This window comes from Nonomuraea coxensis DSM 45129 (assembly GCF_019397265.1).
GTDB lineage: Bacteria > Actinomycetota > Actinomycetes > Streptosporangiales > Streptosporangiaceae > Nonomuraea > Nonomuraea coxensis.
Window position 1 is genome coordinate 1246532 of the sequence record NZ_CP068985.1, and the last position, 13018, is coordinate 1259549.

At 72.2% G+C, this 13018-nt stretch carries 8 protein-coding genes; 2 read left to right on the forward strand and 6 right to left on the reverse strand.

The window, feature by feature from the left end; all coding sequences use genetic code 11:
- The first annotated feature begins 1 nt into the window (after position 1).
- On the forward strand, positions 2-1291 hold the full coding sequence (gene nagZ, locus Nocox_RS06285) for a beta-N-acetylhexosaminidase (protein WP_020541388.1): 1290 nt from the start codon (positions 2-4) through the stop codon (positions 1289-1291).
- On the opposite strand, the gene Nocox_RS06290 is transcribed toward nagZ, so the two are convergent.
- From Nocox_RS06290 to Nocox_RS06305, 4 genes are all read right to left on the reverse strand, one after another.
- Entirely contained in the window at positions 1288-4029 is a 2742-nt protein-coding gene (locus tag Nocox_RS06290; protein WP_020541389.1) for a P-loop NTPase fold protein, read from the reverse strand. The genes nagZ and Nocox_RS06290 overlap by 4 nt on opposite strands.
- 52 nt (positions 4030-4081) lie before the next feature.
- Complete coding sequence (locus Nocox_RS06295; RefSeq protein WP_020541390.1) at positions 4082-5329, reverse strand: MFS transporter; 1248 nt, start codon at positions 5327-5329, stop codon at positions 4082-4084.
- A gap of 258 nt (positions 5330-5587) precedes the next feature.
- Entirely contained in the window at positions 5588-7477 is a 1890-nt protein-coding gene (locus Nocox_RS06300; protein ID WP_157382849.1) for a tetratricopeptide repeat protein, read from the reverse strand.
- A 172-nt stretch (positions 7478-7649) separates the two neighbouring features.
- Positions 7650-7808: a hypothetical protein gene (locus Nocox_RS06305; protein ID WP_020541392.1), complete on the reverse strand. Its 159-nt coding sequence runs from the start codon at positions 7806-7808 to the stop codon at positions 7650-7652.
- Between the two features lie 163 nt (positions 7809-7971).
- Between Nocox_RS06305 and fxsT the strand changes: the two genes are divergently transcribed.
- Positions 7972-10482 (forward strand): FxSxx-COOH system tetratricopeptide repeat protein, encoded by a 2511-nt coding sequence (gene fxsT, locus Nocox_RS06310; protein ID WP_157382850.1) that lies wholly within the window; start codon positions 7972-7974, stop codon positions 10480-10482.
- Here the strand turns inward: fxsT and Nocox_RS06315 are convergent.
- Together Nocox_RS06315 and Nocox_RS06320 are read right to left on the reverse strand one after the other, a co-directional pair.
- Positions 10472-11767 (reverse strand): HEXXH motif domain-containing protein, encoded by a 1296-nt coding sequence (locus Nocox_RS06315; protein WP_051112467.1) that lies wholly within the window; start codon positions 11765-11767, stop codon positions 10472-10474. The two genes, fxsT and Nocox_RS06315, sit on opposite strands and share 11 nt — an antisense overlap.
- A gap of 10 nt (positions 11768-11777) precedes the next feature.
- Positions 11778-13007 carry an FxsB family cyclophane-forming radical SAM/SPASM peptide maturase gene (locus tag Nocox_RS06320; RefSeq protein ID WP_343224365.1) on the reverse strand — a complete coding sequence of 410 codons (1230 nt, stop codon included), beginning with the start codon at positions 13005-13007 and terminating at the stop codon, positions 11778-11780.
- Between the last annotated feature and the right edge of the window lie 11 nt (positions 13008-13018).

The window sequence follows — 13018 nt, forward strand, 5'->3', positions numbered from 1 at the left end:
CATGCTGCGACGACGGATCGGTACGACGGGCCTGCTCGTGATCGCTCTCACCGCGTGCGCCGGCGGCGGCGGCACGGCGGGAGCGACCCCGACGGGGGGCAAGGCCGCCCCGCCCGCCCCGAGCGCGAGCCCGTCCGCGTCGCAGCCCGACCCGGTGGCCAGGACCCTGGCCAGGCTCAGCGTCGAGGAGAAGGTCGGCCAGCTCTTCATGCCGGTCCTCTACGGCACCACGGCCACCTCCTCCTCCGGCGAGAACCAGACCCGCTACGGCGCCGCGACCCCGGCCAAGGTGGTCGCCCGCTACCACCTTGGCGGCGTGATCCTGTTCCCGCAGAACGTCAAGAGCGTCTCCCAGGTCGTCGGCCTGACCAACGGCCTGCAGCGGGCCTCGAAGGAGGTGCCGCTGCTGATCGGCACCGACCAGGAGAACGGCCTGGTCTCCCGCATGTCGGCGCTCATGACCGACTTTCCGGGCGCGTCCGTGATCGGCGCGGCCGGGGACCCGGCGCTGGCGCGGAAGGTCGCCGAGGCGACCGGCGCTGAGCTGCGGGCGCTCGGCGTCAACCTCGACTTCGCGCCGGTGGCCGACGTCAATGTCGATCCGCGCAACCCGGTCATCGGGCCGCGGGCGTTCGGCAAGGATCCGCAGCGGGTGGCGAAGATGGTGGCGGCGTCGGTGAAGGGCTTCGCCGACGCGGACGTGGCGGCCACCGCCAAGCACTTCCCCGGCCACGGCGACACCTCCGTGGACAGCCACACCGGGCTGCCGGTGATCAAGCACACCAAGGCCGAGTGGGAGCGCATCGACGCGCCGCCGTTCAAGGCCGCCATCGGGGCCGGGGTGGACGCCGTCATGAGCGCCCACATCGTCTTCCCCAAGCTCGACCCGTCGGGTGACCCGGCGACGCTGTCCAAGCCGATCCTGACCGGGCTGCTGCGGCAGAAGCTCGGCTTCGACGGCGTGATCTCCACGGACGCGCTCAACATGGCCGGGGTGCGCCAGAAGTACAACGACGGCGAGATCGCGGTGCGCGCCGTGCTGGCCGGCGCCGACCTGCTGCTCATGCCCAACGACCTGCCGAAGTCCTACCGGGCGGTGCTGGCGGCGGTGCGGTCGGGCCGCATCAGCGAGCGGCGCCTCGACGAGTCGGTCACCCGGCTGCTCAAGCTCAAGCAGGCCAAGGGCTACCTGACCGAGGCGCCGGTGGCCTCCGCGAGCCGCGCGGACGACGTGCTGCGCTCCGCCGAGCACCGCAGGCTCGCGACGCGCGTGAAGTCCGCGGCGGGCTAGCGCCCGCCGGCGGCCAGCCGCTCCCGGAGCAGGGGGTGGACGAAGTGGTAGCTCCCGGAGGCGGCCTCCCGCAGCAGCCCGGCGCGGGCGGCGGCGTCAAGGAACGCGGGGACGTCCGGCACGCCCGCGCCCCGCACCCGCGTCCTGACGTCGGTGTCCTCGGCCGAGAAGACGTGGTGGCGGGCGGCCGTCGCGCGGGCGAGCCCGCCGAGGGCCAGCTCGGCGGACTCGGGGGCGAACCCGGCGGCGGCCGTCCGGTGCATGGCGAGGTCGGCGTACCACGGCAGGAAGCGCACCGGGTCCTCCGGCAGGTCGTCGATCCAGCGCTGGTCGCGGGTGAGCACGCCGAGCAGCAGGGGGAAGCTCATCAGCTCGGTGGTCAGCCCGAGCAGCCGGTCGGGATCGATCCGGTGGGTGGTCAGCAGGGCCTCGAAGCGGCGTCTGGCCTCGGTCGCCGGGACGCCGAGCACGGTGACCGGCTCGAAGCCGGGCACGGCCTGGTCGCGGCCGGTGACGACCACGCCGCATCCGGTGGCGCGGGCCCAGCTCAGGAAGCCGGGCCGCAGGCCGGGCTCCAGCGCCTCCAGCCCGTCGAGGATCAGCACGAGCATGCCCCGCGTCACCGCGGCGTGGGCGTCGGCGGCCGAGAGCCGGTACTCGGCGGCCAGCGCGTGCGTCACCCACCTCTCGTGCTCGGCGAACCGGGTCGGCAGCTCGCCGCACGACAGCAGGACCGGTGTCTGCGGCCCCCGGCGCTCGGCCAGCCGGCGGGCCAGCCCGGCCGCGAGCACGCTCTTGCCCACGCCGGGGACGCCTGACAGGAACACCTTGGCGCCCGGCCGGGCCAGGACGCCGTCCAGGGCGGCGAGGCCGGTCCGCTCCGCGCCCCGCACGCGCAGCACCGGCTCCAGCGGATCGCCGTCGCACACCAGGTCGTTCACCATGTCGCCGGCCCGTGAGCGCGCCTCCGTGGCGGCCTCCTCCAGCATGGCGCGGAGTTCGAGCTGCCGGCTCAGCTCGGCGGCGGGCGGCTGCTCCGCCGCCGAGCTGAGCTCGCTCGGCTGCGGCACCGGCGACTCCCTGACCAGGTCGATGTAGGAGAGCATGTCGTCGGGAGCGCCCGAGGGCGAGTTCCGCAGCTCCCGCACGATGCTGAGGGTCAGCTCGCTCAGGCCCGCGCCCGGCTCCAGGTCCGGGGTGCGCACCAGCCGCCGCAGCAGCGCCGGGTCCGCCACCAGCCGGGCGTAGTCGGCGGGCGCGCTGTCCCTGAGCAGGAGGACGGCCGCGAGCACCGACACGTCGTACGGGTCGAGCCGCCGGTCCTTGGCCACCCGGTCCTGCAGGATCAGCACGTTGACGAAGCGCTTGATGGCGCGCGCGTTGCGCCGAAGCCCGCATCTGAGCATGGGCCCCGCCACGCGGATCTCGTCGGTGAGCAGCCCGTCCAGGTAGCGGGCGAAGTCGTCCTCCGACAGCCGGGGCATCTCGAACGGAAACTGAATGATCTTGTCGAGGTACTCGCCGACGGGGTCCTTGTACTTCTCCCGCACGGCCGCGATCAGCGGCCCCTTGGCCACGCCCAGCACGAACACGCAGTTCTTCCGGTTGAAGTGCAGCCTGAGCGCCTCCAGCAGGGCGGTGATGCGGTCGGCCTCGCAGCGGTCGAGGTCGTCCACGAACACGACCAGGCGTTCCTTGCCGGACGCGGCGAGCGCCTCGTCGATGAGCGCTCCCAGGTGCTCGTGCAGCCGGGTCCGCTCGGAGCGGATGCGGAAGTGCTCGCTGTCGTAGTCCTCGACGGACGCGCGCACGTCCGACAGGTTGATCTTGAGGGCCGCGGACAGGACGAGGGAGCCGAGCACGTCGGAGATGGTTCGTAAGGTGCGCAGGACGTTCTCCCTGCCCTCCAGGCCGAGGTCCTTGACGATCACGTGCAGCAGCGGCAGGACGGGGTTCTCGTCGTACTGGTGCTGCCAGGGGTCGTACCAGACGTGGGCGCACTCGGGGGCGTCGCGCAACTGCCCGCGCACCTGCATGAGCATCGAGGTCTTGCCGGTGCCCCACTCGCCGAACACGCCGATGACCATGGGCGGGGTGGCGTACCGGGCCAGGTCGGCGAGGTGGCGGGCGTACTCCTCGCGCCGCAGGCCGTCCTTGAGCGCGGGCTCGTCGGTGTGGGTGAAGCCCTTGGACTCGGGCGCGGCGGGGGCGCGCGGCGCCGGCGCGGCGGCCCCCTTCGCCGGGCGGCGTCGCGCGCGCCGCCGCAGCAGCCAGGCGGTGGCGGCCGCGAGCAGGACCGTGCCCGCCCCGGTGATCGTCCAGGCGTGCCGCTGGACGAACGGGACGGGCGGCGGCGTCACCGCCACCTGGAGCCGGTCCACGCCCGCCGCGGAGATCAGCACGAGGTGCCCGGTCCCGGCGTGCGGGCGCGGACCGGCGGCCACGGTCACGGTGGCCGTGCCGACCGGCGGGAGGCGTACGCGGCTGTCGCCCTTGAGCGCGAGCGCGTCCGTGACCGAGCCGGCGAGGCGGACCTCGACGTCCGTCGCGGGCCCCGGGTTGACCAGCACGACCTGCCACGTGCCCTTGGCCAGCCGGTCCAGCGGGATCGTGAGGCGGTCCCGCTCCAGGAACTCCGGGCCCGCGGCGGCCCGGGCCAGGGCGGACGGCCAGAAGCTCAGGAGGATGACGGCGGTGACGAGACACAGGCGTGGCAGCGCGCGGCGTCTGGGCGGCATTCCTCCATTGCAACTCATGGTGGCGTACGGCGCACCGGTCGTGACTGATCAGTTATGAGGAGGCCGCGGCCGGCGAGTGGGTCCCCTTGCCGACCGAGGTCAGGGTGTCGCGCAGCGCGGGAACGGTGGTCATGAGCCCGGAGATCAGGATCGCGGGCACGCACAGGACGATCAGGACGACGTACGGCTCGACCCGCTGCACGACGAGGCTCGTCAGCAGCGGCCCGATGGCGACCGCGCTGTAGGTGGCGAGCCGGGAGACGCCCACCACGCGCGCGACGCGGTCGGTGGGGACCCGGCTGAGCGCCGTGCGCATGGTGACGTTGCTCAGCCCGCCCGTGAGCCCGATGGCGAGCAGGGAGAGCGCGAACGCCAGCGGCATCGTGCCGAGCAGCAGGGGCAGCGTCAGCGCCAGCACGCACGACCACAGGTGCACCAGCATCATGGACCGGCCCTGCCGCCGCGCGCGCAGCCGCCTGGCCGTGGCGGCGATCCAGGTCCATCGGGAGACCCACGTCCCGAACCGCTGCCGGATGTCCTCCCGCCGGGGCGAGAGGAACGCTCCCACGATCCCGCCCACGCCGGACATCGCCAGGATCGTCCCGGCGAGCACGCTGGGCAGGCGCTCGTCCGTGGCCTTGGCGAGGAAGACCACGATGAGGCCCTGGACCATGAGGTTGATGAAGGTGATGACCAGGGTCGCGGACCGGAGGAACGCGTCGTTCCACAACTCCGTGAGACCGGTTTTGATCTCGGCGAGGAGTTTTCCCCGCAGGCTTCCCCGCGCGGTGATGTCGGGCTGGAGGCGGCGCAGGATGAGAGCGGCAGAAAAGAACATTGCGGCATTAGCGGCAAATGAGAAGATTGGCCCAATTCCGAAGAGGAATCCGCCCAACGGCCGGCCCGCCAGCACCATGCTCTGCACCGACCCCTCATGCATGGCCAGCGCGGTCTCGACGTTGCCGGGCTTCACGGTGGTGGGGATGAGCGCGGTCTCGGCCACCGACGAGTTCACCGACAGCGCGCCCTCGACCAGCGCGATGGCGACGAGGTGCCAGATCTCCAGCCGGCCGAGGAGCAGCAGGCCGCAGAGCCCGGTGACCAGCACGCCGCGGACGACCTCGCTGATCACCATGACCCGGCGCGGGCCGAACCGGTCGATGACCGCGCCGGCCGGGATGTGCGTGAGCAGGGCGGGCACGGTGGAGGCGAACATCACCCAGCCGATCCAGGCGGCCGAGTGGGTGAGCTGGTAGGCGAGCAGGGGATAGGTGACGCCGATCGTCCGGCTGCCCAGCATGGAAACGGTCGATCCCGCCCATGACCACCGAAACTGGGGATAATCGGTGAGTAGTTCTTTGAAGCACCGAATCTGCCCGACGCCCGCCACCTCGGCTCGCGAATTTCGGACGTTGGCGACCATAACCCTGATTCGGTGCACCGACCAAAGCCGAGGCACGCTCAGAGAATAGAGCAACCTTGACCGCCGCAAGGCCAATCACACCGGTGGCACGTTATTTGGCGAAGTCATTGCCGGGCCGGCGCCCGCCGCGCCTGGCTAGATGAGCCGGTCCGCCTCGGCGGCGAGCTGCGGCGGCAGCGGGCGGCGGCCCCGGCTGCTGCGCGCGTCCTGGGCCAGCCGGGCCGCCTCCGTGTCGCGCCCCGCCGCCTTCATCACGCGGGCGGCGCGCAGCAGCGTGGCCGGGTCGCTGTCCACGCCGAGCGGCGGGACCTCCTCGACGGCCCGCCGCACCTCGCCCTTGCGCGCCAGCGCCAGCGCGTACGCGGCCCGCGTCGAGTCCAGGTCGTGCGGCACCCGGTCGAGGTCGTTGAGCGCCCGGGGATCGGCCAGGTCGGAGAGGATCTCGCCGCGCGCCCGCAGCGCCTCCGGCGTGTCACCGCCCGACCGCAGGGCCCCGTCGAGCACGTCCACCGCGCCGGACTCCTGGCCGACGTACCACAGCGCCCACGCGAGCTCGGTCTGGATGACCGGCTCGGGGCTGCGCCGCACCGCCGAGCGCAGCTCCGCCACCGCGGCCCGGTAGGCGCCGCGGTCCATGAGGATGCGGCCGGCGGCGGTGAGCAGGGTGGCCACGATCTGGTCGGTGCCGAGCAGCGCGTCGAACAGCCGGGTGGCCGTGCGGTAGTGCGTCAAGGCGGCGTCGGGGTCGCCGCGCAGGTAGGCCGCGTCGCCGAGCAGGGACGCGGCCTGGGCTCGCGAGCGCGGCCCGGACGGATCACGGGCCTCCTCCTCGGCCAGCCGGGCCACCAGGTCGAACCAGCCCCGGTGCAGCGCGGCCGCCGCCGCCGCGAGCCGGTCGGTGGTGACGGGCGGGGGCAGGTCGCCGGGATCGCCGGAGGCGGCGCGCAGGAACGGGCCGACGAGCCTGGCCGGCATCTCGTACCGGCCCTTGTCGCCGAACCTCAGCAGGTGGCGGGTCGCGAGCGCCGCGGCTATGCGCGGGGGCGGCTCCTCGCCGTCGGCGCGCTCCCCCCGCAGGACCGGCCGGACGAGCGCCGTCAGGCGGTCCACGTCGTCCTGGAGGTGATCGTGGGCGACGTCCCGCAGCGCGTGCCGGCACAGATCGGTGAGGATCTCCTCGACGTTCACCAGGTCGCGCTCCCCGATGTCGCCGTCCTTCCAGCGCGCCGCCTCCCACAGCTTCACGCCGGCGAACTGGAGGTGGAGCGGCTCGACGGTGGGGGCGGCCGGCTCGGCGGGGGTCAGGTCCTGGACGAGCCGGCGCGCCACTCCGGGCAGGAACGCCGCCCCGGCGGCCTCGACCGGCCGCTTGACCGCCTCCAGCGCCTCCGCCGGACCCAGGGGCTCCAGCTTGTAGGACGCCCCCCGCGTGATGTGCCCGCGTAAGCCCTCGTGCCGGCGCAGGGACTCGACGTGCTCGTCGCTGATCACCAGGAGCAGGTGGACGGGAAGGTCGCCGGACAGCAGATCGGCGAGCTGGTCGAGGACGCGGGTGTGGCCGCCGGGCCGCGTGCGGTGGGCGGTGAAGACGTCCTCGGCGTGGTCGAGCACGAGCAGGATCTCCCGGCCGTACGGGCTCCAGCGGTGCCGCCGGAGGTAGGAGCGCACGGTGAGGCCGGCGAACCTGATCGGGTTCTCGTTCGGGGACCAGGAGGCGAGCAGGGCGAAGACGTGCGGATCGCTGTCCTCGGGGATCACGGCGACGGGCACGAAGGACGGGCGCCGCACCTCGCCCATCGGCAGCACGTCCACGCGGGACGGGTCGAGACGGGGCAGCGCGCCGGCCGCCACCAGCGAGGTCTTCCCGACGCCGGACGGCCCGTGCAGGACGGTCAGCCGGTGGGACAGCCAGAGGCTCGTCAGCTCCTCGACCTCGCGCTCGCGGCCGAAGAACCTCGCCGCGTCATCCCGGCGGAACGGCCGTGGTCCGACGAACGGGTGCGAGCCTCTGCCGCTGGAAGTCATCTGCATACTCCGCCGGTCGATTGATGCCCCGAAGGCCGATCCCCGCGTGGTGTTCGTCAGGTGAAAGGAATGGGGAGCGTTTCCATCTTACTTTGACGCCGCCGCCGTCGCCTGTGCCACTTGCCACAAAGCCCCGGATTTCCCCGGCGTTTCCCCCGTCGGTCCCGTGACGTCAGTCGCGGTCGATGAATGACTGGAACAGGGCCTCCGTGGGACCGGTGCGCCTGAGCTGCTCCATCGCCCGGATGAGGGCGGGATTGCGCAGCTGCCGCAGATCCTCCAGATCCACGTCGCTGACGTCGATGAGCCCGGTCGTGTTCTCGTTGCCCACAAACCCTCCTAGGGTCAGGTTTCGGTCGGCCAAAAATGTCTCGCCATGAAAAGCCCTCTGATGTGATTCTCGGGGCACCTTTCGCGAGAATCAATCGTAGGATCAGTGACAACGCGGACGGGAGGGCGAGAAAGACGTGGACGAGCGGGTAAGCAGCCAGTCGGTGCCCAGAGTGCCCCCGATCTGGGGCAAGAAGATCCCGGGGCGCAACAAGAATTTCACCGGTCGGGAAAGCCTGCTCGAAGAACTACGGGCGAGCCTGGAGAGCAGCACCACGGCCGCCGTCGTGCCGCTGCCCCAGGCGCTGCAAGGGCTCGGCGGGGTGGGCAAGACCCAGCTCGCCATCGAGTACGCCTGGCGCTACCGAGGCTTCTACGACCTCGTCTGGTGGGTGCCCGCCGACCAGCCGATGCTGGTGCCGAGCACGCTGGCCGCGCTCACCGACGACCTGAAGCTGCCGTCGGCCAGCAGCACCGGCATCGAGGAGGCGGCCTCGGCGGTCCGCGCCGCGCTGCAGCGCGGCGACCCCATCGACCGCTGGCTGCTCATCTTCGACAACGCCGACGAACCCGAGGAGATCAGGGACTTCATCCCACAGGGCGGCCCCGGCCACGTGCTCATCACCTCGCGCAACAGCCGCTGGAGCGGCGTGGCCGAGACCGTGCCCGTCGACGTCTTCTCCACCTCCGAGAGCGTCGCCTTCCTGCGCAAGCGCCTGCAGCGTGACGTCGCGCAGAAGGAGGCCGAGCGCCTCGCGAGCGAGCTGGGGGACCTGCCGCTCGCGCTGGAGCAGGCCGCCGCCCTGCAGGCCATGACCGGCATGTCGACCGACGACTACATCGACCTGCTGGCCAGGGAGACCCGGGCGGTGCTCAACCTGAGCAAGTCCACCGAATATCCGCACTCCATGACGGCGGCCTGGCAGATCTCGGTGCACGAGATCGAGAACCGGCTGCCCGCCGCCGCCGAGGTGCTGCGCTGCCTGGCCTTCTTCGGTCCCGACCCGATCCTTCGTGACATCTTCCGCCGCGGCAAGCGGAGCGGCGCCCGGCGGATGGGCCCGATCCTCTCCGACCCGCTCACGCTCAACCAGGCGTTCGCCGAGCTCAACCGGTTCGCGCTGGTGCGCATCGAGCCGGAGACGGGCACCGTCCAGGTGCACCGGCTGGTCCAGGCGCTGCTGCGCGACTCGCTCAAGGAGGAGGAGCGCGACCAGATCCGGCACGAGGTGCACCTGCTGCTGGCCGCCGGCGCCCCCGCCGACCCCGAGAACACCGTCAACTGGGACACCTACGCCGGCCTGCTCCCGCACCTGCGGCCCTCCGGGCTGGTCGAGTGCACCGACGAGCCCGTGCAGCGCTTCGGCATCGACATCGTCCGCTACCTCCTCCAGTCGGCCAACTACACCTCCGCGAAGTCCTTCGGCGAGGCGTTCCTCAGGCACTGGTCCGCGGCGCACGGGCCGAGCAACGGCAACGTCCTGCGGCTGCGCAGGCAGCTCGGCCACGTGCTGTGGCAGACCGGGGCCTACAAAGAGTCGTACGAGATGAACGAAGTGACCCTCGACCTCATGCGCAAGGAGTTCGGCGCCGACCACGAGGAGACGTTGCGCCAGGCTCTCACCTACGCGGCGAACCTGCGCGCCCAGGGCAACTTCCAGGACGCCATGAACCAGGACAAGCAGCTGCTCGACGCGCACGAGGACAAGTTCGGCCCGTACGCGCCGCCCACGCTCCGCGTGATCAACAATCTGGCGCTGGACCACGCCCTGCTCACCCAGTACGACTCCGCCCTCGAACTGCAGCAGCTCGCGTTCGTCGAGCAGAGCAGCTCCCAGCTCGAAGTGAGCAAGTGGGACGTGCAGCTGGCCTGGAACAACCTCGCGCGCGTGCTGCGGCTGTCCGGTGACCACGCCCGCGCCGTGGACTTCGGCGAGGAGGCGTACTCGCACGGGGTCAGGGAGCTCGGGGTCGAGCACGCGCTCACCCTCATGACCGCCCGTGACCTGTCCATCGCCAAGCGCCGCAACGGCGACCTGGAGGAGGCGCTGGAGCTCATCCGGGAGACGCACGCCCGGCTGATGAAGCTGTACGGGCCGGACAACCCCGACACCATGGCCGCCACCGTCGCGCTCAGCAACACGTTACGCCAGGCGAACGAGCCCCAGGAGGCCATGAAGATGGCGCGCGACGCCCTGCCGCGCTATCAGCGGGCCTTCGGCCCCGAACATCCGTTCACCTACGGCTGCATGGTCAACGTGGCGCTCCTCTACCGGCTGCGCGGCGACGCCCGGCGGGCGAAGGAGCTCGACGAGCAGGCCCGCGACGGGTTGCTCGCCAAGGTCGGCCCCGACCACGCCTACACCTTCAGCGCCACCATCAACCTGGCGAACGACCTCGCGGCGCTGGGCGACGCGACGGGCGCGCGGGCGCTGGGCGCGGAGGTCCTGGAGCAGATCGCGGCCTTCTACGGCTTCGACAACCTGCTCTACCTGGCCGCCGCCGTCAACCTGTCCATCGACATGCGGGCGAGCGGTGAGGCCGAGGAGGGCAGGAAGCTGTACGACACCACGGTCGCCGCCTACGAGCGGCTGCTCCCGCCCGGCCACCCGGAGAGGACGTTCGCGAAGAAGGGCGAGCGGTTCAACTGGGACTTCGACCCGTTCAGCCTGTAGCGCCCGGTCCGGCGGCGCGCGCCAGCCAGGCCGCCCGGTGGGTTTCGGCCTCCTGGCGTGCGACGCGCAGCGCCTCGGCCGGCACCGGCTCGTCCTGCCAGGCGGCGAGCGTGCGCCGCATGCCGGTGAGGAAACGCCGCCCGGTGCCGGTGAGCCGCCCGCTGTCCAGGAGCACGCCGGTCACCTCGTACGCCGACCGTCGCCAGCGGGCGAACTCGACGTGCGGCCGCAGGTCCGGCTCCGCCGCCCGCTGCCGCCGCCAGAAGCCGCTCACCCCCAGGTACGCGTACGCGCCCTGGAGGAGGCCGGCCAGGGGCCGCGGGTCCGGCCGCCAGGGCGCGTAGTAGCGGCCCTCGTCGGGCTCCAGGAGCCGGACCACGTCCAGGACCGCGCCGAGCTTGGCGTGCTGGATCTCGTGGGCGATCGTCGAGGCCAGCCACCGGCCGTCGGGCGGCGTGGACATGGCGATCGTGCCGAACCGGTCGCCGGTCGTGGCGCTGTCCATGCCCCAGTCCGGGCCTTTGATCGGGGTGAGGACGCGGACGATCTCGCGGGTCTCCGCCGCGGTCGTCCAGTGCTGCCGCAGCAGCAGGTCCCAGGCCGAGGCCAGGCTCGTCCGCCAGGCGCGCAGCTCGTCGTCCGGCAGGCGGCCCTCGATCACCGTCGCGGCGGACCAGCGGGCCGGGTCGAGGTCGTCCAGCAGGAGGTCGAGGTCGCCGGCGGTGAGGCGGCGCAGCGGACGCCAATGGGGCTGCTCGCGCCCGTCCGGGCGCAGGATCAGGCCCTCGCCCTCCACCTGCCCGTCGGCGTGCACCCGCAGGTCGGCGGACTCCGGCCCGCCCGGAGGGAGCACGACCTGGCCCAGGGACGGCAGGGTGATCACGCCGCCCGGCGCGGGCACCTCGGCCCGGCAGGGCAGCCCGGCCTTGAGCGCGGCGACCAGCGCCACAGCCCCGAGCTGCGCCGGGCCCAGGGGGAGGCGGGCGGCGTCGTCCAGGGCCCGGACCGTGGCGTGGAGCCAGGCTCCCACGGACGGGTGGCCGAGCACGTCACGCACCGCCGCCGGCTGTTTCCGCTCGGCCTCGGCGAGCAGCTCGTACGCGTGCTCGGCCGCCTCCGCCTGCGGATGCCGGGTCTCGGCGGCCAGCCGCACCATCAGCAGCGTCAGCAGCTTGAGCTTGCTCCGCTCGGCGGCCACCAGGTGCCGGGCGCCCACCGCGCCGCCCCCTCCGCCGGCGAGCCGGTCCAGAACGTCGCCGGGCAGCCGGTGTTGCCTTGGTCGCATCGGAGTCCTTTCAGCGCGCGGCCCTGCGGAGATCGCCGACGAGGCGGGAGCGGATGTGCCCGATCAGGTGGTAGAGGTCGGGGCAGTAGACCGAGGGGTTGCGGAAGCCGGCGCCCGGCCGGTAGCGGTGCGGGTAGAGCCCGGCCCCGCACACCCTTCCGAAGCGGCAGGCGACGCAGGTGTCGCTCAGCGCGTCCCTGCCGAGCTGCCTGGCGATCATCCCCGGATGCCGCAGGGCGGCGTCGAAGGGGTGGTCGACGATGTTCAGCCCGGTGGCGGCGGCGCCCTGCCCGACGACCTTGAGCGAATCGGTCTGCTCGATCGTCCCGTCGGTCTCGACGACGACCAGGGACGACGGTGTCAGGCCGACGGACTCGCTGGCCGAGGCGCCGCCCATCAGCAGGTTGACGATCTCCTGGAACAGGCGTACGACGGTCCGCCCGCTGTCGGCGTACCAGAGGTCGAAGATCGTGACGAGCCAGTCCCCGTAGGGGGTGCCGGCGTCGGGGAAACGGCCGGGCGGCGGGAACTCCCAGGTGCCGTGGGGGAGGAGGAAGTCGATCGCGGGCGGCTCGAAGCGGAGCAGCGACTCGTAGGTCTCGGCGGGGTCGTTGGCCAGGTCCACGGTGCACAGCAGGCCGCTGTAGAGGTGCCGGAACGGCGGGCTGCGCAGCAGGTCGAGCGCGGCGGCCACGGCGTCGTAGCTGCTGTCGCCGTTGCGGTAGCGCCGGTTGCGGTCGTTGGCCCGCCGGCCGCCGTCGAGGCTGAGGCCCACGCTGACGTCGAGGTCGCGGAAGGAACGCAGGGTGTCCTCGTCCAGCAGAACTCCGTTGGTCTGGACGGCGGTGTCCACGCGGATATAGGGACCGACCGCAGCCCGTACGGTTTCCACAATTTTGCGGAGGTATGTGGATCCGGCGAGAAGTGGCTCACCGCCGTGCAAGATCAACCGTATGGTCGACAGCCTGTGCTCGGCGGCGTGCTCGGCGATACGTTCCGCGGCGGCGGTGACGAGCCGGGGCGCCATGATTTTGGGCCGCGTCCGCCAGCTCTGGTCCGCGAGATTGTAGACGTAGCAGTAGTCGCAGGCGAGATTGCAGCGGCTGTGCACTTTCAGCAGGAATTGCCGGAAGGGATGCGGCCGCCAGCCGTTATCCAGCAATTCACGCACGTCGAGAGTGGCGGGCCACTCTCGCGCCGGGTCGTCCCCCTGATGGGTCAAGCTGGAAACACCCCGCACCGCCGGAAATA